At 47.4% G+C, this 20,992-nt stretch carries 19 protein-coding genes; 3 read left to right on the top strand and 16 right to left on the bottom strand.

All coding sequences use genetic code 11. The features are described from left to right. Position 1: 1 nt before the first annotated feature. Both MKY41_RS01380 and MKY41_RS01375 read right to left on the bottom strand, forming a co-directional pair. Positions 2-385: a GntR family transcriptional regulator gene (locus MKY41_RS01380; RefSeq protein ID WP_340743345.1), complete on the bottom strand. Its 384-nt coding sequence runs from the start codon at positions 383-385 to the stop codon at positions 2-4. A gap of 179 nt (positions 386-564) precedes the next feature. Further along, complete coding sequence (locus MKY41_RS01375) at positions 565-2,049, bottom strand: polysaccharide deacetylase family protein (protein ID WP_340743344.1); 1,485 nt, start codon at positions 2,047-2,049, stop codon at positions 565-567. 345 nt (positions 2,050-2,394) lie between these two features. Here MKY41_RS01375 and trhO point away from each other — a divergent pair, with 345 nt between their 5' ends. Beyond that, the gene (gene trhO / locus MKY41_RS01370) at positions 2,395-3,369 is read left to right on the top strand and encodes an oxygen-dependent tRNA uridine(34) hydroxylase TrhO (RefSeq protein ID WP_340743343.1); all 975 of its coding nucleotides are present in this window, start codon (positions 2,395-2,397) and stop codon (positions 3,367-3,369) included. Positions 3,370-3,409: 40 nt separating this feature from the next. Here trhO and MKY41_RS01365 read toward each other — a convergent pair whose 3' ends face one another. The 3 genes from MKY41_RS01365 to MKY41_RS01355 form a co-directional block, all read right to left on the bottom strand. Beyond that, a complete protein-coding gene (locus tag MKY41_RS01365) occupies positions 3,410-4,396 on the bottom strand; it encodes an NAD(P)/FAD-dependent oxidoreductase (protein WP_340743342.1) in 987 nt (328 codons plus the stop codon). Positions 4,397-4,436: 40 nt separating this feature from the next. Further along, positions 4,437-4,718, bottom strand: coding sequence for a DUF6509 family protein (locus MKY41_RS01360; RefSeq protein WP_340743341.1), 282 nt, complete (start codon positions 4,716-4,718; stop codon positions 4,437-4,439). A gap of 61 nt (positions 4,719-4,779) precedes the next feature. Then, the gene (locus tag MKY41_RS01355; RefSeq protein WP_445683294.1) at positions 4,780-7,419 is read right to left on the bottom strand and encodes a cation-translocating P-type ATPase; all 2,640 of its coding nucleotides are present in this window, start codon (positions 7,417-7,419) and stop codon (positions 4,780-4,782) included. Between the two features lie 165 nt (positions 7,420-7,584). Between MKY41_RS01355 and MKY41_RS01350 the strand changes: the two genes are divergently transcribed. Continuing rightward, a complete protein-coding gene (locus MKY41_RS01350) occupies positions 7,585-9,285 on the top strand; it encodes a M3 family oligoendopeptidase (RefSeq protein WP_340743340.1) in 1,701 nt (566 codons plus the stop codon). Positions 9,286-9,588: 303 nt separating this feature from the next. Here the strand turns inward: MKY41_RS01350 and MKY41_RS01345 are convergent, their stop codons facing one another. The 6 genes from MKY41_RS01345 to MKY41_RS01320 form a co-directional block, all read right to left on the bottom strand. Further along, positions 9,589-11,070, bottom strand: a complete 1,482-nt coding sequence (locus tag MKY41_RS01345; protein WP_340743339.1) for a GGDEF domain-containing protein — start codon at positions 11,068-11,070, stop codon at positions 9,589-9,591. A 99-nt stretch (positions 11,071-11,169) separates the two neighbouring features. Then, the gene (locus MKY41_RS01340) at positions 11,170-12,849 is read right to left on the bottom strand and encodes a formate--tetrahydrofolate ligase (protein ID WP_340743338.1); all 1,680 of its coding nucleotides are present in this window, start codon (positions 12,847-12,849) and stop codon (positions 11,170-11,172) included. Between the two features lie 159 nt (positions 12,850-13,008). Continuing rightward, on the bottom strand, positions 13,009-13,992 hold the full coding sequence (locus tag MKY41_RS01335; protein WP_340743337.1) for a zinc-binding dehydrogenase: 984 nt from the start codon (positions 13,990-13,992) through the stop codon (positions 13,009-13,011). A 149-nt stretch (positions 13,993-14,141) separates the two neighbouring features. Beyond that, positions 14,142-15,023, bottom strand: coding sequence for a metallophosphoesterase (locus tag MKY41_RS01330; protein ID WP_340743336.1), 882 nt, complete (start codon positions 15,021-15,023; stop codon positions 14,142-14,144). Beyond that, a complete protein-coding gene (locus tag MKY41_RS01325) occupies positions 15,020-15,514 on the bottom strand; it encodes a helix-turn-helix domain-containing protein (protein WP_340743335.1) in 495 nt (164 codons plus the stop codon). The genes MKY41_RS01330 and MKY41_RS01325 overlap by 4 nt, the downstream gene beginning before the upstream one ends. 94 nt (positions 15,515-15,608) lie before the next feature. Further along, positions 15,609-16,094 carry a dUTP diphosphatase gene (locus MKY41_RS01320; RefSeq protein WP_340743334.1) on the bottom strand — a complete coding sequence of 162 codons (486 nt, stop codon included), beginning with the start codon at positions 16,092-16,094 and terminating at the stop codon, positions 15,609-15,611. Between the two features lie 93 nt (positions 16,095-16,187). On the opposite strand from MKY41_RS01320, the gene MKY41_RS01315 reads away from it, so the two are divergent. Further along, complete coding sequence (locus tag MKY41_RS01315) at positions 16,188-16,568, top strand: hypothetical protein (protein WP_041075498.1); 381 nt, start codon at positions 16,188-16,190, stop codon at positions 16,566-16,568. Between the two features lie 28 nt (positions 16,569-16,596). Here the strand turns inward: MKY41_RS01315 and MKY41_RS01310 are convergent, their stop codons facing one another. From MKY41_RS01310 to thrS, 5 genes are all read right to left on the bottom strand, one after another. Further along, a complete protein-coding gene (locus tag MKY41_RS01310) occupies positions 16,597-16,890 on the bottom strand; it encodes a DUF1294 domain-containing protein (RefSeq protein WP_340743333.1) in 294 nt (97 codons plus the stop codon). A 153-nt stretch (positions 16,891-17,043) separates the two neighbouring features. After that, positions 17,044-17,403, bottom strand: a complete 360-nt coding sequence (gene rplT / locus MKY41_RS01305) for a 50S ribosomal protein L20 (protein WP_041075502.1) — start codon at positions 17,401-17,403, stop codon at positions 17,044-17,046. Between the two features lie 50 nt (positions 17,404-17,453). Beyond that, positions 17,454-17,654, bottom strand: a complete 201-nt coding sequence (gene rpmI / locus MKY41_RS01300; RefSeq protein ID WP_041075504.1) for a 50S ribosomal protein L35 — start codon at positions 17,652-17,654, stop codon at positions 17,454-17,456. 27 nt (positions 17,655-17,681) lie between these two features. After that, positions 17,682-18,236 carry a translation initiation factor IF-3 gene (infC, locus tag MKY41_RS01295; RefSeq protein WP_084212572.1) on the bottom strand — a complete coding sequence of 185 codons (555 nt, stop codon included), beginning with the start codon at positions 18,234-18,236 and terminating at the stop codon, positions 17,682-17,684. Between the two features lie 622 nt (positions 18,237-18,858). Further along, positions 18,859-20,790, bottom strand: coding sequence for a threonine--tRNA ligase (gene thrS / locus MKY41_RS01290; RefSeq protein ID WP_340743332.1), 1,932 nt, complete (start codon positions 20,788-20,790; stop codon positions 18,859-18,861). Between the last annotated feature and the right edge of the window lie 202 nt (positions 20,791-20,992).

Below are 20,992 nucleotides of genomic sequence, written 5' to 3'. Positions count from 1 at the left end.
TTTATTCCTCCTTCAAATTAGAATGGATCTCCGAGAGAAGATGTTGGATTTCTTCGAATTTCATGCCAAGCACCAAGGCTTCCGCAACGATCGGTCTCATTTCCTCTTCGATTCTCTCCCGGTGTGCGGAAGAAAGCTCCCCCTCCTGGATGGTATTCAGGACGGCTCCAGATTTTGGAACAATCGTAATGATCCCTTTCTTTTCAAGGGCATGGTAGGCCTTATTGACAGTATGCATATTCATGCCAAGATCGGCAGCGAGCGAACGGACCGACGGCAATGGATCGCCATCCCGCAATTTTCCACGCGCGGCCAATTCGATCAATTGATTCGCCAATTGCAAATATATTGGAGTTTCGGAAGCAGGATCGATTCGAATCAACATAATAGATGCCTCCCTTTTGTTCTATGTTCATTATAACAAATCTGATCTATGTTGTATATAACAAATTACGTATGTCCGGATATTGAATAAAGCCGCTTGCAGTTCAAAAGCCAGGATACGACGATATCCGCTATATACAGATAAAAAACCCTTAGGATTTTTCATCCTAAGGGAAAATTTCATTCCAACTCTGAAACTGTGACAAAGACATATCCTTCACTTTGTAAATAGGACAGGACCGCTTCCAAGCCATCCGCCGTCGATTGGTGGATATCGTGCATGAGAACAATGCTTCCATCTTTGGTCGAGCCTTTCACTTTTTCGAGCAGCAGGTCGGGGTTGCGATGTTTCCAATCCAATGTATCGACATCCCATAGAACGACCGGCAATTCGGCGATATTCCGGACTTGGCTGTTGACTGCTCCATACGGAGGTCGGAATACGGTCGCTTTATTCCCTGTCACTTCCTCAATCATGCTGGACGTCCGGAGTATTTCCTGTTTCGCTTTTTCAGCCCCCGTTTTGGTCAAGTCAGGATGATTCCATGAATGGTTGCCCAGTTCATGTCCGGCTGCCGCTACTTGTCTCGCAATTTCCGGATAGTATTCAACCCGGCTTCCTAACATGAAAAAGGTCGCTTTGGCGTCGTATTTTTGCAGGATTTCAAGAATTTGAACCGTCACTTTCGGATCTGGTCCATCATCGAAGGTCAATGCAATTTTTTTGACAGTTTGGCCGTCTTGTTCGTCCACGCCCTCATTTTCCGCTACATCTGAATTAGGACCCTCCACTTCTGGAGAAATTAGTCCATCCAGCGGTTTTTCCGTTTCCTGTCCGATTGGAGGAGATTGCTCCTCCGGTATGAACTGGAACCGGTCCACCAGAAGATGGTTCACTTTCCGGATGGGCAACGAGATGACAGGTGGTCCAGCAACTCGGGCGGCAAAACTATCTTCCTTGAAATAAAATACGAGGGAATCATCCGTGACAGCAAAGTTCTCAAAGCGGGCCCAGTCCGCTTTCGTATACTGCTCAACTGCTTCCGTCATAATATAATTTTCCAACGCAGCATCCGCAGAGATCGCTTCCTTGACAAGATGTGACAGTTTCTCCAAACGGTTTTGATAGCCGCCTAACAGGTCCGTGATGGAAATGCTTTCGCCCGTTTCCGGATTGAGATGGAATGAACGGATTTCTGACGTCCCTTCTTTTCCTCCGGTGAACATATTCGTCATCAGGACAAAGGAGTAGCTACCCGAATGGTGAGGCATCGTTTCAAACGAAACATTTAGCTCCCCGTCTGGATCCATCCCTAATTTTTTATTTTCTTTCATTAACACGAGATAATTGTCTTTTGCGGTGTTGATATATGTCGACACTTCTTCATTGAAATCCGTATGTATGCTTTGTGGATATTGGATAGCGTAAGGTGCAAAGCGATCGTTCGATGTTTCTGTGATGATTTTGATGCCTGGATAATTGGAGTCGATCGATTCCACAATGGTCGGTGCCGCACTCTGCTTCTCCTTTTTCGATGACGCGGCTGCTTCTTGCTTTTGAGTGTGAAAGATGAGATAGATTGCTGCCACCGTCAGGGTGATGATCGTCACCGAAAATGTAAAATCAATCCAATAGGAACGTCTTCTCCTATTTATTTTCTTCATAAAAAATCTCCTTTTCTATTGGTAAAAAGTTAGACGGGGCATCTTCGAAAATAGTTTCGAAAAAAGAGGATTCAAGTAAATAATTGGCGAAAAATCTATGATTCAAGTATACAGGAGATTGTCTTAAAACCCAATAGATGTTGCGTGTCGAAAAAAACTGAATTTCATTGTCGATGTTTCTGTTTATGTAAAAAGTACGAATGAAACCACTTTTCCATCCTGTAAATATGTGATACAATAACAGAACCCGGATCTTGCAAATGCGGGCTTACTTTTGCATGTCTAAAATTAACTTTAAAATTTTGCCGATCCGGATGTACTTTAAAATAAGGTGGGTAAAAGGAAATGGAAAAAGGCACATACCGGGTTCTTCTGTATTATAAGTACGTACCGATCGAAGACCCTGTCACGTTTGCTGCGGAGCATTTGGCAGCATGTAAGGAAATCGGCTTGAAAGGGCGCATTCTAGTTGGAGCGGAAGGAATTAATGGTACTTGTTCAGGTACTATCGCCCAGACGGATGCTTATATGGAATTGTTGAGAAGCGATAGTCGCTTCCAAGACATCGTCTTTAAAATTGACGAAGCGGATGGACACGCGTTTAAGAAAATGCACGTCCGGCCGCGCACAGAAATCGTCAATTTAAGTCTAGAAGAGGATATCAATCCGAATGAATTGACCGGAAAACGGTTAAGCCCTGAAGAGTGGTTCAAACAGATGCAGGAAGAAGATACGGTCATCATTGATGCGCGGAACGATTATGAGTTTGACTTAGGTCACTTCCGCGGGGCAGTCCGTCCGGATATCGAAAACTTTCGCGATCTTCCGCAATGGATCCGTGAAAACAAAGAGCAATTCGAAGGGAAGAAAATCTTGACGTATTGCACGGGCGGTATCCGCTGCGAGAAATTCTCCGGCTGGCTCGTCCGGGAAGGATTCGAGGATGTTGGCCAATTGCATGGCGGCATCGTAACGTACGGAAAAGATCCAGTCGCCAAAGGACAGCTTTGGGATGGACAATGTTATGTATTTGACGAGCGGATTGCAGTTCCGGTCAACCAGGTGGAGCATGTTGTCGTAGGACGCGACCATTTCGACGGCACGCCATGCGAACGCTATGTAAACTGTGCGAACCCTGAATGTAATGCCAAAATCCTCTGTTCCGAGGAGAACGAGCACCTCTATATGCGCAGCTGCTCGGATGAATGTCGGAAGCATCCAAGAAACCGTTACTTTGTTGAACAGAATATGACGGTTGAGGAATACGATCAACGGTTGCAGGAAATTGAAAAACATCGCAATGATGTGCACGCAAACTAAAAAATAAGCGGCAGAAAGGGATCCCTTTCCGCCGCTTTTTTTAGTCTTTGAAGACGCTTGTACTATGAAGTGGTTGAAGTCTCGCTTTCGGATCAATATAGGCTTTGGCGTGGTTGATGGCGATTGGCGCTTCGCCAAGTCCTACGGCAATCAGCTTCACCTTGCCATCGTAGTTCGTTATATCCCCTGCTGCATAGATCCCTTCGATATTCGTCTCCATACGGGAGTTCACCAAGACGGATGTCCGGTCCATCTCCAAGCCCCATTCCTTCAACGGCCCGAGTGAGGAGACATTCCCATAGTTGACGATGACTTGATCGACAGGCAGAAGTTGTTCTGTACCGTCTTTTTCGACTAAAAGCACATTTTCAACTTGTCCATCCGCCCCATTGATTTGCTTCACCGTTCGGGAAGTCATGACCGTCACGTTCGATTCCATCAATTGATTAACACTTGTTTCATGAGCAGTAAAGCGTTCCCGGCGATGGACGAGTGTCACTTTTGAAGCAACGCCCTCTAACATCAGCGCCCAGTCCACCGCAGAATCGCCTCCTCCGCAAACGAGGACTTGCCGGTCTTTGAAGAACGCCAAATCCTTGATGCTGTAATGGAGGCTCTTTCCGGCAAAGTTCTCCTCTTCAGTCAACCCCATCTTCCGCGGCTGGAATGCTCCGATACCGGCGGTCAATAAAATGGTCTTAGTCCGGTGCTCCCCTTTATCCGTTTTCAGGATAAAGTGATCCTCTTCTCGAGTTGCCGAAATTGCAGTTTCCTCCAACAAAATTTCTGGCTTGGAGTATTGGGCTTGTTCCACCAGATTTGCAACGAAATCTTTGGCGAGGACTTTGGGGAATCCACCAACGTCATATATATATTTATCGGGGTATAATTCGACCAGCTGCCCGCCCAATTGCGGCAGACTATCCAAGATCTTTACCGACATTTGCCGCATCCCCGCGTAAAAGGAAGCGAACAACCCGGTGGGGCCCCCTCCGATGATGGTAATATCAACGATTTCTTCGCTCATCTTCCAACACTCCTATTCATAAGTTGAAAACTTACCTTCATTATTCCAAATGGGTCTTGCAAAATTCGAGGATCAGCTCCAATTCTTCCTCTTCTAATTCGAAATCGAGCACTTCTTCTGTGGAACGCTCAAAGAAATGATAGGATACAACTGCTTTATCATCGCCATCTTCCTTGTAGAGGACACGCAGGCCCGCTCCTTCTTCCGTGTATAACTCATCGTCCTCATCCAATGTTAAATATAGGCGGAATTCATACCGATCGCCCGTCAGAATTCCAGTGGGATCGACCAGTTTCTCTACCAAGTATTCATCTATTTGCATACAACCATCAGCCTTTCTTGCTTTTCGCTACTTTCCATAGTACAACATCCGGCGGCATTTTTCATTTTTTGAACTGTTTTACGGCCTCATTTATAAGAAGCGGCAACAGGCTCAGCCCTGCAATAATCGCCCATTCTGTCAGCCCCAGGGAATGGACACTGAACACATTGGCGATTGGTGTAATGGACACAATCGCGACTTGCATGACAATCCCGAACAGGATGGAAGCGATCAGGAATTTATTCTTCCAGATGCCAGCCTTGAAGATGGATTGATCCATCGATCTGAAATTAAGCGAATGGATAAGTTGCGAGAAGCTAAGGGCGATAAAAGCCATCGTTTGCCCTTGGATAATGGCGCTTTCCGGCAACGCATGAGAGAACATCGACAAGAAATTTCCTGCATAGGCATCTGAAGAATAAATACCGATTATAAAAGCGACCAGGGTGATGACTCCGATCAACAACCCATTCAGCAAAAGAAATGGAACGGCTCCATGAAAGAACTTATCATCCCGGCGACGCGGTTTTTCCTTCATGACGCCCGCTTCTTCCGGGTCCACGCCAAGTGATAACGCGGGGAATGTGTCCGTCACTAAATTCACCCATAAAATATGGATCGGTCGCAATAGAGCAGGCCAGCCAAGAAGGATCGCCATAAATAATGCAATGATTTCCCCTATATTACAAGACAGCAGGAAAATGATCGATTTTTTTATATTGCGGTAAATGGTCCGCCCTTCTTCCACGGCTTTGACGATAGATGAGAAATTATCATCGGTCAGAATCATATCGGATGCCCCTTTTGCTACATCCGTTCCGGTGATGCCCATTGCGACGCCTATGTCGGCCGCTTTCAAGGATGGGGCATCATTCACCCCGTCTCCCGTCATGGACACGATATTCCCCCTTGCCTTCAGCGCTTGAACGATTTTCACTTTATGTTCAGGCGAGACCCGTGCATACACTTGCAGATTCTCACTTTGCTCCATCAAATCCCTTTCGGATAAAGAATCTAGCATTTTACCTTCAATGACTTGCGATTTATCGGAAGCGATCCCCAATTCTTTTGCGATGGCAAACGCAGTGTCACGGTGGTCCCCTGTAATCATCACCGTTCGAATACCCGCTGTTTTCGTCATGGCGATGGCCTGCTTCACTTCTTCCCGAGGCGGATCAATCATGCCAACTAGACCGATGAAAGTGAGCCCTTCCTCCACAGACTTCAGCTCTTCGTCATCATATAGTTTCAGGTCCTTGTAAGCAGATCCCAGTACCCGGAGCGCTTCAGCCGACATCCTTTCCGCAGCATCCAAAATGGAGCGCCGGGTTGAATCGTCAAGAGCCTGTGGTCCGCCATCCAAGGTTTCGATCCAAGAACATTTATCCAGTAGAGCGTCAATCGCGCCTTTCGTTTGGGAGCGGTATCCATCGGGAGTCCGATGGATCGTTGTCATCAATTTCCGATTGGAATCGAATGGGACTTCCCCGATTCGCTCCTGCATTTCTTCCATCCGGATTTTATTCAACCCGGCGGCTTCTGCGGCAAGGAGAAGGGCGATTTCTGTCGGGTCGCCTGTTTCTCCCGTTTCCGAAACGGTCGCATCATTGCACAGTGCGATATTTTGGAATAGAAGACGATCCACTTTATGTTCAGAATCTACGTCTTCCATCTCTTTTAATACGCCAGTTGTATAAATTTTTGTCACGGTCATCCGATTTTGAGTCAAGGTGCCCGTCTTATCCGAGCAGATGACATTGACCGATCCGAGCGCTTCCACGGCGGGGAGCTTCCGGATGATGACATGTTGCTTGATCATCCGTTGGACACCGATGGCCAAGACGATAGAAACGATGGCCGGCATGCCTTCCGGGATGGCAGCGACCGCGAGGCTGACCGCCAACATGAACATATCGAGATAGTCCCGTCCTTGTATCACCCCAATTGCGAAGATGATAATACAAATCGCCAAGGCGAGCAGCCCTAAATATTTCCCTAATTGACCGAGGCTTTTCTGCAATGGCGTTTCTTCATCGACCGACTTGTCAAGCATTGCGGCTACTTTCCCTATTTCCGTCTCCATCCCTGTTGCAACAGCGATGCCCACGCCCCGTCCATACGTTGTCAAAGTAGACATAAACGCCATATTCTTCCGGTCACCAATCGGCAAGGAATTTCCCGATTGAAAGTCGGCATCCTTTTCCACGGGGACCGATTCGCCGGTCAATGCCGCCTCTTCAATTTTCAAATTGGCTGTTTCAATCAACCGGATGTCACACGGGACGTATCTGCCGGCATCGAGCAAGACAATATCACCTGGAACCACTTCTTCCGAGGGGATTTCCCGTTGGACGCCATCCCTGCGAATAAGAGCTTTCGGAATCGCCATATTTTTTAATGCTTCCAATGCTTCTTCGGCCTTGGATTCTTGGACTACTCCGACGATGGCGTTAATGACAACAACGATACCGATGATGATTGCGTCCGCCCATTCACCAAGAATGCCTGAAATGATGGCTGCGACGAGCAGGACATAGATAAGTACATTATGTATTTGAGCAAAGAGTTTTGCTAAAAATGTCCGCTTCTTTCCACCCGCCAGTTTATTCGGACCATATTTTTCCAAGTTGTTTTTCGCATCCTCCGAACGTAATCCGAGTTGCGGATCCGTCTTCATCCATTCTGCTTTAGTAGCATCCATAGTTTTCACCTTCCTGCACACTTAAGTAGTTTTCTTCTTCCCCTTTATCATACCATTTGTTCCCATAATGGTATTATTTTCTTATGGCCATTGAAAAGTTTTCTCTTTTGCAATTTCATGATTGTTGAGGAACAATGGAAACGAATAGCAAAAGGAGGAATCGGTATGATTACTTTCGAGGAGTATGTTTACAAACGGCCTGACATGGACGCCATGAAGAAGTCGTTCCAAGAACTGTTGGCACTGTTTCAATCCGCCAAAACGATTGAAGAACAAAGCCAAGTCATGGAGAAAATCAATGCCGTTCGACGCGACTTTGCAACCCAGGAAAATCTCGCATATATCCGGGCTTCGATTGATACAAACGATGAATTTTATCAAAAGGAGCGGGATTTCTTCGATGAGATCAGCCCTGAATACCAGGAGCTCGAAACGAGCTATTATCGGAAACTCGTCTCCACCCCATTCCGTTCCGAATTGGAAAACCGATGGGGCAGCCAGTTGTTCGCTTTGGCGGATAATGCAATCCGTTCATTTTCACCCGAAGTGCTACCTCTCTTACAACAAGAGAATAAATTAGTATCGGATTATTCCAAACTGGTCGCTTCCGCTCAAATCGAGTTTGATGGGAAGACATTGACACTGGCACAAATGGGCCCTTATGCGGAGTCAGCAGATCGGTCCGTCCGCAAAGCTACGATGGAAGCTTCCTATTCATTTTATGAAACACATGGAGAACGTTTCGATGAAATTTACGATGAATTGGTGAAGCTGCGGCATGAAATCGCAACCAAACTAGGCTTCCGCAACTTCGTTGAACTTGGCTATGTACGGATGAACCGGATCGACTATGACGCGGAAATGGTGAAGACATTCCGGAAGCAAGTGCGGGACTATATCGTTCCTCTCGCCAATCGATTATACGAACGGCAAGCGAAACGGATTGGCGTGGACAAATTGAAGTTTTATGATCAAGCGCTCAACTTCCCTAACGGTAATGCCGTGCCTCAAGGGGATGCCGAATGGATCATCGAAAATGGGAAAAAGATGTATGCCGAGTTATCCAAGGAAACCGATGAATTCTTCCGTTTCATGGTGGAAAGAAAGCTGATGGATCTGGAAGCGAAAAAAGGGAAGGAAGCTGGAGGTTACTGTACGTTCATAGACGATTACGATTCGCCGTTCATATTCTCGAACTTCAACGGCACGTCCGGTGACATTGACGTGCTCACCCATGAAGCCGGCCATGCGTTCCAAGTATATTCCAGTCGCTCGATCGGCATCCCGGAATATCTATGGCCCACTTATGAATCCGCTGAAATCCATTCGATGAGCATGGAATTTTTCACATGGCCATGGATGAATCTGTTTTTCAAGGAACAGACCGATAAATATAAGTTTGTCCATTTGAGCGATGCTTTGCTGTTCTTGCCGTATGGAGTCGCAGTCGATGAATTCCAGCATATCGTCTATGAAAACCCGCAGATGACTTCTGCAGAACGAAAAGCGGCTTGGAAGGAGATAGAAAAGGTATATTTGCCAAACCGGGATTATGATGGCCATCCGTATTTGGAATCGGGTGCCGTCTGGCAAAGACAATCCCATATTTACTCCAGCCCGTTCTATTACATCGATTATACGCTCGCTCAAATTTGTGCACTGCAATTTTGGAAACGGTCCATGGAAAATCGGGACGGGGCTTGGCTGGATTATGTCCATCTTTGCAGACTGGGAGGATCCAAGCCCTTCACAGCCCTTGTGGCAGAAGCCAATCTCCTGTCCCCGTTCGAGGATGGCTGCGTCAAGTCAGTGATCGGCACAATTGAGGAATGGCTCGATTCGGTTGACGATCAAGCACTTATTTGAATAGATTTGCCAAGAGGCTGTCCTGAAACCCGGAAAATCGTCCAGGAAGGCTCCCTTTCCGCGGGCGTCGCCTCAGCTTGCTCGTTTGCTTCGCGTCCTCCGGGGTCTTCGGCTGACGCTGCTCCCACAGGAGGCTCGCCGCTCTTGGACGATTTTCCTAGCATAACCTAAAAGAGGGACTGTCCAATTAAGCCAGTTCTCACTGACTTATTGGACAGTCCCTTATCCATTGTTGTCAGCAAGAAAAAGCCTTTCAAACTGACTTGCATAGTCAGCTTGAAAGGCGAATTGGAAAGTAGATACTCATCCAACATGATAAAGGTTATATTGGTTTTTCCCGTTTTCTTTAGAACGGTATAAGGCACGATCCGCTTTTTCGTATAAGGTTTCCAAATCGTCTCCACTCGAAGCGAAGGCGATGCCGACACTGATGGAAGGAGAGAGCCCTATTTTTTTACGAAGGCTCGAAAATTCCTCATTTACTTTCCCAATCAATTCGGCAGCGAGTTGTTCCGCTTTGGCTTCATCCATTTTAGATAACAGGACGATGAATTCATCTCCTCCAACACGGGCTGCGATGTTCCCTTGCCCCGCCACTTCTTCGATTGTCGTAGCGGCAACTTTTAAAATACGGTCCCCTTCCCGATGGCCTAGCTTATCATTGACAGCTTTGAAGTTGTCGAGGTCAATCATCATGAGCGCTTTGCCTTCACTGTTTTTCCCGAACCTTTTTTTGAACTCCTCTTCAAAAGCCGCCCGGTTCTTCAATCCTGTCAAACTATCATGGAAGGCGAGATGAACCGGCCTTGCCACAAGCCGGGCGATGATGAACGATAAAACGATAGCAGCCGCTAAGATGATAGCCACTTGCACGATGAACTCATTTCGGTAAGCGCTGAGCATCCCCGACAATTCCACATCGGTATATACGATCTCTACGACACGATTTGTCGAGAAGCCTCTCCGCTCATCCGCAGTATACGGTATGTACCGATAGGTCACCCGGCTTCCATTGTCAATCCGAACATCCTCTCTGGCCTTACGGCTTTGTAAAGCTTCCTTGAATAATGGCAATAGGGATTCGTCGATGTTCCGGTACTCTTCATCCCCCTCTGTCCCCATAAGGACACCGCTTGGACTGTAGACGCGGATCGACTTGATGACATCGGCATATGTATACTCGAGCAAATCAATTGTTTCCAAAAAATTGAAGTGTTTAAAAATCTCTTCATCTTCCAAAGCCACACCAAGCTCGATCAAATAGCGATGATCCGGAGTCGGGACATAACTGAACTTCTTGATCTCTCCTGTTTTTGTTTGGATATCCATGCCATCATGGACGAATTCATCCCCATTCCGCCGCTCGTCCAATAAATTGGAGAAGCGCGGGCAGCATTCACTGAAATTCAACCCCAAGTCCTGCGTCAAACTCGAATGGATGACCTTGTTCTTGTCATCCAAAATATAAACGTCCATTTCAAATTGATTTCGCAATGCTCCAAAATCCCATTTGGTGAAATCAGGTTCCCTTTCGTATGCAGCCAGTAATTCCTTAGAATGCGTTTCCATTATTTCAGCAGTTTGATAATCGAGGACATTATATACTTTATCAATCGTAGCTAGCGAATCAATAATCTTATCCTCTGCCATCGCAATTTTCGTATCTTGACCAATCCTGACCCGATCTTCGAGCTTTTTGTAATCAAATAACGCGATGAACAATGAAAGTAACAAGGAAAAAATGATTAATACAATCGTTAGCCGTATTCTGAACTCTCTTCCCATTTACCCCTTCTCCTCACCCATGTCAATAAGACTGGTACTACAGTCTAATTATACCATAAGATGATTAGAAAGCTCTAATAGTTCTATAGGGATTTCATATCACATCAAACCTTTTGCGCACCCTTGCTCATCCACATCCATTTGAAGTGCCGCCGGTTGCTTCGGTAAACCGGGCATAGTCATAATGGCCCCGGTTAGACAGACGAGAAAGCCTGCGCCCAATTTCGGTTTGATTTCCCGGACTGTGATGAAAAATCCACGAGGGCTGCCGAGTTGCTTTGGATTATCAGAAAAGGAATATTGCGTTTTCGCCATGCAAACCGGCAATATATCCCATCCATTCCGTTCGATCTCCTTCAGATCCTTCAAAGCCTGATCAGTTAGCATAACACCTTCCCCGCCATACACTTTTCGGACAATGGCGTTGATTTTCTCCACGACAGGTTGTTCCACGTCATAGATTGGCGCAAACTGATTCGGTTTTTCCAATGATTTCAGGACTTCTTCCGCAAGCGCCAACCCGCCGGCTCCCCCATGTTCCCAAACGTCCGTCAATGCGGCTTGTATATCATTTGCCCGACACCAATCCAAGACAACAGAAAGCTCGGCCGCCGTATCGGTTATGAAACGGTTTACCGCTACGACCGGTTCGATGCCAAATGCCCGTATCGTCTCAATATGCTTCTCCAGATTAGCGATGCCCGACTCTACTGCGTCGCGATTCTCCGTTTTCAAATCTGATTTCATCATGCCGCCATGCATTTTCAGCGCGCGGACTGTGGTCACGATAACGACTGCATCGGGTTGGAATTGGCCGATCCGCGCTTTGATATCCATGAACTTCTCCGCACCCAAATCCGAGCCGAAACCCGCTTCTGTAATGACAATATCAGCCAATGTCCGGGCTGTATTCGTCGCAATCAATGAATTGCAGCCATGTGCAATATTTGCAAAAGGTCCACCGTGGATCAATGCCGGTGTCCCTTCAATCGTTTGGACAAGATTCGGTTTGAACGCCTCTTTTAGCAAAAGAGTCAGAGCTCCTTGGACACCTAGGTCCCGTACCGTCACAGGTTGTTTATCGAACGTATAGCCGATGACGATTTCGGCGAGTTTTTCCTTCAAATCGGCTAGACTTGTCGACAAGCATAGGATTGCCATAATTTCTGAAGCGACCGTTATGTCAAAGCCGTCCTCCCGCGGTACACCGTTCGACGGACCGCCTAGTCCGATTGTAATATGGCGGAGCGCCCGATCGTTCAAGTCAAGCACCCGCTTCCACACGATGCGGCGCGGGTCGATTTGCAGTTCATTTCCTTGATGGAGATGATTATCGATCATGGCGGCGAGCGCATTATTGGCGGAGGTGATAGCGTGAAGGTCCCCGTTGAAGTGCAGATTGATCTCTTCCATCGGGAGCACTTGGGCATAGCCTCCGCCCGCCGCTCCCCCTTTGACGCCCATGACAGGTCCCAAAGAGGGTTCTCGCAGGGCAATCATGCTTTTCTCACCCAATCGTTGAAGCGCATCGGCCAACCCGACAGTGACTGTCGATTTCCCTTCACCAGCCGGCGTCGGGCTGGTAGCCGTAACAAGTACCACTTTTCCCGTCGCCTGGTGTTCGCCCAACTCGGAAACGTCGATTTTCGCTTTATATCTGCCATACGGCTCAATCGCCCCTAGTGGAATCCCGGCTTTTTCAGCAATTTCTCCGATTGGCCTCATCACTGCTTGTGAAGCGATTTCCAAATCTGTCAATGGCACTGTTTTTTTCAACATGACTGCTCCTACCTTTCTTTTCCGATCCATGTATAAATTTCAGCCGGGTCGCCCACCGTCAATTTTTATTTCTGGCATACACTTTCCTAGATATGGCTCGAGGCAAACGTTCCACTTTTTTGGCGCAAAGGCCGTTCTTCGTAAGACCTTCGCCTCTGATTAACGCCCGATCCGGAATGCCACTTTGCCAAACTGCTTGCTTTCTTCCACATATTCGAACGCTTCAAGTGCTTGCTCCAAATCAAATACTTGATCAATAACCGGATGCATTTGATATCGCTCCACATGCGCCAGCATCTCACGTAATTCTTCCCGGCTTCCCATCGTGGAGCCGAATAATTGATATTGCCCATAAAAGAATGAGCGCAAATCAAAATCAACAGTATCCTCCGTAGTGGCACCGAACACCACGATACGTCCGCCTTTCTTCACTATATCCAAAGAACGATTGAAGGTGGCACGGCCAACGCTATCAATGATAAGGTCAATCGTCTCGCCTGCCAACTCCTGTTTCCAATCACTATTCGTATCGATGGCCAAATCCGCTCCGAGTTCAAGCGCCTTGTTCCGCTTCTCCTCACTGCGTGAAGTGACAATCACCCGGGCCCCAATATTCTTTGCGAATGAAATGAGGAATGTCGCAACCCCGCTGCCTGCTCCGGGAATGAACACCGTATCTCCCTCTTGCAATTGGCCTTTCGTAACTAACGCCCGGTATCCCGTCAATCCGGCCAACGCAAGGACCGCCGCCTCTTCCCATGACAAATGGGCCGGCTTCTTTTCCACTTGCTCAGCGGAAAGGACAATTTTTTCCGCGAACGTCCCATTGTCGGGCATGCCCAATATATCGAATTGCTCGGGAGGTGCATCACTATTGTCATACCAACGGAGGGAGGGATTCAGTATCACTTCATCTCCGACTTGGACATTCGAAACTCCTTCCCCGATGGACTCCACAACACCGGCGCCATCTGAACCCAACGTCAAGGCTTCTTTGGCGTCCCCTCGCCGTCCTGGTATGTATAGATCCCTGCGATTCACTCCAGCCGCTCGCAATGCGACGACCACTTCGCCCGGTCCCGCACTCGGTTCCGGCATTTCTCCGACTAGCAACTTGCCATTTTGATGGATAACCGCTTTCATTCGAACCCCACCTTTTCCGAAATATTTCTTCTCTTCCATCATACAAGATATTTAGAAGACTGTCCTGCTGTTAATCTGAAGTTTGGAATCGGCAGCACCGATCCAACGGCATTCAAAAAACGCTTTGAGTGCATACTGACTCAAAGCGTTCATATGGTTCGTAAGGTGACGACAACGATTTCGGGTTGGTTGAACAAACGTATGGGGACAATGCTGTTTCCGAGCCCCCGGCTGATCACCATGCGGCTCCCGTCCTGTTCATGGATTCCTGATGTGTAGTGCGGAAACCACCCTTGCCCCGGCGATATCAAGCCGCCGAGTCCCGGGATACGGACCTGTCCCCCGTGGGCATGCCCACTGAAGGTCAGATCAATCCCCGCCTCCACATACTTATCGAATTGTTCGGGACGATGGGATAATAACATCGTAAACATCGAATCCGGGACATCCCGGAATGTCTTCGCAGTAAATTCTTCCACTGTTTTCGCGTCATCGCTCCCCTTTGACAGCGGATCCTCGATTCCTCCGATCGCTATCAAATCACCCGCATCCCCTTTTAGATAAAGAGACTCGTTCGACAGGACTCGCACATCCAATTTCTCCAACTCTTCTTTTATGCGCTCCACATCGTTTGTCGCAATTTCGTGATTCCCTGTGACAAAATAAAAAGGCGCCACAAACTGGAGCTCCTCAATAAGCCGCAAACTTCGATCCAAATCATAACGATTGCTGTCGATAAAATCGCCAGTGATGAAAATGGCGTTCGGTGTCAGCATTTTCACCCGCTTGACCAAATCGTGATGATTTTCCCCGAACTCCGCATCATGCAAATCTGATAATTGGACGACACGAAAATGATCGAAACTTGCGGGCAGTCGATCAGAGGCTATCTCATAATGCGTGACGCCGACCGTCTTGTTATCCTTATAGATGATTGCTGCAAAAAAGAGGGTCAAGAGAACGAGAAGCAGCAACCGCCGATGAGAGAGAACCCGCTTCTTTCCCTTTCCCTCTTTTTTTCTATCTTTCATAGCAACCGCTTTTTCAATTTGGCCAGTTCCAGCAATTCCAGCATTTCTTTCTTCGGAAGTTCGGTTGCGATGGCCAGCAGTTCCCTTTCTGCAAACCGCCTTCCTTTTCCGCTTCGGTACCGCTCTTTATTGACCGCGTCGAGCTCGGCATACAATTCAGCGGAGCGATCCATCGGGGCATCATCCGCTTTATCCTCTACAATTGTTTCACGCAGTTTATCATAGAGCATTTCGACGTTCGTATTTCCTGTATTTTTGAATGCTTTAGCCGTTTTGTTGTTTCCAAGGATCAATTCGTCCGTCGAAACATTGAACCTCTCGGAAATCTTAGCTATCCAAGCGGCCGAAGGTGCATTTTTCCCTTTTTCCCAATCTTTGATCCGGCTCGCGGAAGTGCCGATTGCCGAACCGAACGCCATCATAGATAGACCGCGCTGTTCCCGCAACGCCTTTAATCGTAAACCGAAATCCTCTTTATTCCATTCCTTCACAATGTCGCCTCCTAATTATCGCCTCATCTACCTCCATTATTTTTTATCTTCGTGTTTCTGTCAATCAATTTTTTAATTTTTCTATTAAATTTTTTTAATAGCCGTTCCGTTGCCGGTTAAAATTCTCTTCATTCTTCTCTATGTATGCCGATAAGATATCTTCGTGGGAAAAACCTAGTTCTCGGGCTATCGCTCCATAATGGATCCACACTTGCTCATAACTGTCCATTGTCAACTCTTGTAGAAATTTATCAATAGATGCGGTCGTTTTTAGGAAGAGTTGTGTCAGGCTTCCTTCCACCTTTCCACTCGGCCAATTCCGGAGCGTATCAAAACCTTTTTCAATTCCAAGCGAAAGCAGGAAATGGATGGAGTCCACGTACTCTTCCAGGATCACTGCCCGTTCTGAGGGGCCTTTCGTACTCCAGAATTTAAAACAACGGGTTTCATTCGCCAATTCTGCAAGCTCGACGAGGAGGGCCAACCCTTTTTCCTCAAACACATCCTCGATAGGCTTCCGATTGTTTTGAATAAATGAATCCAACTCGCGTTGCATCGTGAAAAGTTTTGGCAATTGCATAAAAAAACCTCCAAAAAAGTGTATTATCTTGAAACCAAACTGCTTGGACATCCGTATAAGAGAGTACTACGTATGTAAAAAGGGGGAATGGATATGGCTCTATTAATTCGAATTGCCATCATCGCCTTTATCGTTTACTTGTTTTACCGGGGTATCCGGTATTTGACGGATCCGAAACGGAAACTCGATGACGCTTATGAAGCGGAGCAATACTATTTTTATGACGATGTGAAAAATGTCCGAAAAAACTTCTTTATCACCTATAAAGGTGCGCTGTTCGAAGGCGAAAAATACTTAGGGACTAAAGACGATTCCATCGATGTCGTATCCATCTTCATCTGGGTGAAGGACGAGGCGAAACTGCAAGGATTCACTAAGGACGACTTTCACTTTTTGGCCTCCGAAGTGGAATCCAATTATCCAAAAGCGGATATCAGCTGGAAGAATCCGATTGAACAATTGATGAATTCGTAAGAAAAGCCCGTAACGCGACGGGCTTTTTTCATGTTGTGACCGGCCCTCCCGGCAAGGTAAAACCGAGCAAATAAAGGATGACAACTACGTAAACGATAGCCAACAGGAGAAAGCCGATCCGGAAGGCGGTATGCCTCGTCTTATGCCGGAACAATTGCATCCCGAAATAGGCTCCGATTCCGCCGCCTGCAATGGCCAAGAGCCATAAATTCCGCTCCGGCACCCGCTGGCCACGCTGTTTGGCCTGCCGTTTGTCCACCCCCATCGCAGTGAATGCCCATACGGACGTGAAAATGATCCAAATTAGCAAAATGAGCCGCAAACCGATCCCCCGCTTTCCATCTCTTCTATTTTACACAGTCTTCCGATTGAATGTGGCCATTCAGGAAAAAATCGCAGGGAACTGGACCTGAATGCAAAAAACCGCCACCGCTTCGGAGTATTCCGAAGCGGATGACGGCCGATTCAATCCATCTTATTTAGCGATTGATTTTTTAGCAGTGTCCGCAAGTTGTGCGAATGCATTCGCATCTGTTACCGCAAGATCAGCAAGCATTTTACGGTTAACTTCGATGCCAGCCACTTTCAAGCCGTGCATCAATGTGCTGTAAGAAAGGCCGTTGATGCGCGCAGCTGCGTTGATACGTGTGATCCATAGTTTACGGAAGTCGCGTTTCCGTTGACGGCGGTCACGGTATGCGTAGTTCAACGATTTCATGACCTGTTGGTTGGCAACTTTGTAAAGTCTATGTTTCGATCCGTAGTACCCTTTTGCTAGTTTCAATACTCGATTACGACGCTTGCGCGTTACTGTTCCACCTTTTACGCGTGGCATAGTTCATTACCTCCTGGTATTCTGTTCGAATGAATTCAATTGATGGTGTCTTATTTCATGTATGTGATCATTTCACGAATACGTTTGTAGTCGCCTGAAGAAACAAGGGAAGCTTTACGCAGGTGGCGTTTTGCTTTCGTTGATTTGTTTGCGAAAAGGTGACTTGTGTAAGCACGGCCGCGTTTCACTTTACCAGTTGCAGTTTTTTTGAAACGTTTTGCGGAGCCGCGGTGAGTTTTCATTTTTGGCATGTTCGGTTCCTCCTAAATCTTTCGTTGTTACTGTTTTTCGGCTGTCGGGGCAAGTATCAGGAACATGCTCCGGCCTTCCATCTTCGGTTTCACTTCGACCGTTGACACGTCTTTGCACGCTTCAGCCAGGCGGTCGAGGACACGTTGTCCGATTTCTTTGTGCGTGATAGCACGCCCACGGAAGCGGATCGACGCTTTCACCTTGTCCCCTTTTTCTAGGAACTTGATGGCATTGCGAAGTTTCGTCTGAAAATCATGCTCGTCGATTGTCGGGCTGAGCCGGACTTCTTTGAGTTGGATGATTTTCTGATTTTTACGGACTTCACGGTCTTTCTTCTGCTGTTCAAATTTGAATTTCCCATAGTCCATGATACGAGCTACTGGGGGTTTCGCTTGCGGAGCGACAAGGACGAGATCCAAATTCGCACGAGCGGCGATGTCCAACGCTTCGTTACGGGATTTGATTCCAAGCTGGTCGCCGTTATGATCGATCAAACGCAGCTCGCGGGCACGGATGCCTTCATTTACGTACATGTCTTTGCTAATAGTAATCCACCTCCGAATATTGTCTCGAGAATACATGGTTTGGGTATACCGTCCATTCGGGCGGAGCCCCACAGGTCCATCCAATATGAAGAGCGGCGGGCGTCTTGCTTGCCTGACGCTAGACATAAAAAAAAGTAGACAAAAACTTTTGTCTACCCGCGTATGTGTACGTGCATCTAGATGCACGGCACGATCACTATGTGCTGACCTGTCAACAACTATTGTGCGTCGATCAGGTGAGAAGCGGGTAGCCTCTACTTATACCACAAACTGTATTCAGTTATTACTAACCTTAATAACTTTATCATGTTGTAGAGGGGATGTCAAATGTTTTGTTGAGTTTAGAAAACAGCGCTTGGCAATAGTATTAGCGAGTGCCAGAATTAGCAGTGCTTGTGGGAGTTATGAGTGCTTGGACGTTGTTTTCAGCAGTTGCCCGAAGTTATCAGCGCTCGGAAAATGTTATCAGTAATCGCACGGAGTTATCAGCACTTGCGCAATGTTATCAGCATTCGCACAGAGTTATCAGCACTTGGACAATATTATCAGCAGTTACGTAAAGTTATCGGTACATGAGGAAAGTTATCAGGATTCCCACCCTATTTAAACAAAAGGACTGCCAACGTCCCCGTTAGCAGCCTCCTTGTGAGAGCATCAATCAAACATTCTTAACTTCTGCTTTCAAGCTCGCCAGGAAATCTTCAAACGGCATTCTTTCCGATTTCTGCTCGCCGTATTTCCGGACGTTGACTTCTCCGGATTCCACTTCCTTGTCGCCAAGGACGAGCATGTACGGTACTTTTTGCACTTGAGCTTCCCGGATTTTATAGCCGATTTTTTCATCGCGGCTGTCGAGGTCTACCCGGAAACCAGCTGCCACAAGTTTTTCCTGCACTTCATTTGCATAGTCGAAATGCGCTTCAGGTGATACCGGGATGACTTCCACTTGGACCGGTGCGAGCCATGTCGGGAAGGCGCCTTTGTATTCCTCGATCAGGAATGCCACGAAACGCTCCATTGTCGAGACGACGCCGCGGTGGATGACGACAGGACGATGGTGTTTTCCGTCTTCCCCGACGTATGTCAGATCGAAACGTTCCGGCTGCAGGAAGTCGAGTTGTGCAGTCGACAGCGTTTCTTCCATACCGATTGCCGTTTTCACTTGGACGTCGAGCTTCGGGCCGTAGAACGCCGCTTCGCCAATCGCTTCCACGTATTCCACACCCATTTCGTCCATTGTTTCTTTCAGTAGGCGCTGTGCGTGTTCCCACATTTCATCGTCATCGTAATACTTTTCTGTATCCTCTGGATCGCGATAGGACAGACGGAATGAGTAGTCCGTAATATCGAAATCTTTATAGACATCAATGATCAACTCCACTACACGGCGGAATTCGTCTTTAATTTGATCCGGTCGGACGAAGATATGCGCGTCGTTCAGCGTCATCCCCCGAACCCGCTGCAGTCCGGATAGTGCTCCCGACATTTCGTAACGGTGCATCATTCCCAATTCCGCAATACGAACAGGCAGGTTCCGGTATGAATGAATGCCGTTTTTGTAAATCATCATATGATGCGGGCAGTTCATTGGACGCAAGACAAGATCTTCATTATCCATACTCATGACCGGGAACATGCCTTCTTGATAGTGACCCCAGTGACCGGATGTTTCGTATAATGCTTTGCTTCCGAGCACCGGTGTGTAGACGTGCTGGTAGCCGAGCTTCTCTTCTTTGTCCACGATATAGCGCTCGATGACACGGCGAATCGTCGCGCCTTTCGGCAGCCAAAGCGGCAGCCCTTGTCCGACTTTTTGCGAGTTCATGAAGAGGTCAAGCTCTTTCCCGATTTTCCGGTGATCGCGCTCTTTCGCTTCTTCGAGCAAACGCAAATGCTCTTGCAGTTCGTCCTTTTTGAAGAAAGCTGTTCCATAGATCCGTTGCAGCATTTTGTTCTTGGAATCCCCACGCCAGTAGGCACCCGCGATGCTAAGCAATTTAAACTCTTTTAATTTCCCAGTAGATGGAACGTGAACGCCGCGGCAAAGGTCGAAAAATTCGCCTTGCTCATAGATGGACACTTGCTCGCCTTCCGGAATCGCTTCGAGCAATTCCAATTTATACGGATCGCCGATTTCTTTGAAACGCGCTTCCGCTTCCCCACGGGAGACATCCTGCCGGACAACCTCGAGATTTTCGCCGATGATCCGCTTCATCTCTTTCTCCAATTCAGGCAAGTCCTCCGCAGTGATCGGCGTCGGGGAATCGATATCATAATAAAATCCATTCTCGATAACCGGTCCGATTCCAAGTTGCGCATCTGGGAATTTCCGCTTCACGGCTTGCGCCAACAAGTGCGCTGTACTGTGGCGAAGGATTTCCAATGCTTCCGGGGATTGCGGTGTGATAATTGCAATCTCCCCATCTTCTTGAATCGGTGTTTTCAAATCAATTAATTGTTCGCCGAGTTTACCGGCCAATGCACTTTTCCGTAACCCCGGACTGATGGACGCCGCAACGTCTTCAGTTGTAGTCCCTTGCGGAAACTCCTTAACCGCGCCGTCTGGAAATTTCAACTTAATGTCTGCCATTTTTTCGCACTCTCCTTTTTAAATGAAAAACAAAAAAAGCCCCATCCCTGGAAAGGGACGAAGCTGTCGCTCGTGGTTCCACCCTTCTTCCTTCCTTTCGGAAACATTCCGAAAAGATGAAGCTTTGCAACGGCTAACGGGCCGGTTCCGTCGATGGCTATCCAATGGAGTCGCCATCGCTGCTCAAAGGTGGTAAATCGAC

The organism is Sporosarcina sp. FSL W7-1349, assembly GCF_038003045.1.
In the GTDB taxonomy this organism is placed as follows: domain Bacteria; phylum Bacillota; class Bacilli; order Bacillales_A; family Planococcaceae; genus Sporosarcina.
The sequence above is the reverse complement of the archived record's forward strand: the minus strand, read 5'-3'. Positions and strand labels throughout refer to the sequence as shown.

What these genes read in the sequence shown, in the direction of transcription:
- MKY41_RS01365 (WP_340743342.1), bottom strand. Translation starts at nt 4,396, where the DNA reads ATGAGCGAAGAAATCGTTGATATTACCATCATCGGAGGGGGCCCCACC.
- MKY41_RS01345 (WP_340743339.1), bottom strand. Translation starts at nt 11,070, where the DNA reads ATGGGAAGAGAGTTCAGAATACGGCTAACGATTGTATTAATCATTTTT.
- rpmI (WP_041075504.1), bottom strand. Translation starts at nt 17,654, where the DNA reads ATGCCAAAAATGAAAACTCACCGCGGCTCCGCAAAACGTTTCAAAAAA.
- trhO (WP_340743343.1), top strand. Translation starts at nt 2,395, where the DNA reads ATGGAAAAAGGCACATACCGGGTTCTTCTGTATTATAAGTACGTACCG.
- thrS (WP_340743332.1), bottom strand. Translation starts at nt 20,790, where the DNA reads ATGGCAGACATTAAGTTGAAATTTCCAGACGGCGCGGTTAAGGAGTTT.
- MKY41_RS01330 (WP_340743336.1), bottom strand. Translation starts at nt 15,023, where the DNA reads ATGAAAGATAGAAAAAAAGAGGGAAAGGGAAAGAAGCGGGTTCTCTCT.
- MKY41_RS01375 (WP_340743344.1), bottom strand. Translation starts at nt 2,049, where the DNA reads ATGAAGAAAATAAATAGGAGAAGACGTTCCTATTGGATTGATTTTACA.
- MKY41_RS01320 (WP_340743334.1), bottom strand. Translation starts at nt 16,094, where the DNA reads ATGCAATTGCCAAAACTTTTCACGATGCAACGCGAGTTGGATTCATTT.
- infC (WP_084212572.1), bottom strand. Translation starts at nt 18,236, where the DNA reads ATGTATTCTCGAGACAATATTCGGAGGTGGATTACTATTAGCAAAGAC.
- MKY41_RS01340 (WP_340743338.1), bottom strand. Translation starts at nt 12,849, where the DNA reads ATGTTGAAAAAAACAGTGCCATTGACAGATTTGGAAATCGCTTCACAA.
- MKY41_RS01335 (WP_340743337.1), bottom strand. Translation starts at nt 13,992, where the DNA reads ATGAAAGCGGTTATCCATCAAAATGGCAAGTTGCTAGTCGGAGAAATG.
- MKY41_RS01315 (WP_041075498.1), top strand. Translation starts at nt 16,188, where the DNA reads ATGGCTCTATTAATTCGAATTGCCATCATCGCCTTTATCGTTTACTTG.
- MKY41_RS01355 (WP_445683294.1), bottom strand. Translation starts at nt 7,419, where the DNA reads ATGGATGCTACTAAAGCAGAATGGATGAAGACGGATCCGCAACTCGGA.
- MKY41_RS01350 (WP_340743340.1), top strand. Translation starts at nt 7,585, where the DNA reads ATGATTACTTTCGAGGAGTATGTTTACAAACGGCCTGACATGGACGCC.
- rplT (WP_041075502.1), bottom strand. Translation starts at nt 17,403, where the DNA reads ATGCCACGCGTAAAAGGTGGAACAGTAACGCGCAAGCGTCGTAATCGA.
- MKY41_RS01360 (WP_340743341.1), bottom strand. Translation starts at nt 4,718, where the DNA reads ATGCAAATAGATGAATACTTGGTAGAGAAACTGGTCGATCCCACTGGA.
- MKY41_RS01380 (WP_340743345.1), bottom strand. Translation starts at nt 385, where the DNA reads ATGTTGATTCGAATCGATCCTGCTTCCGAAACTCCAATATATTTGCAA.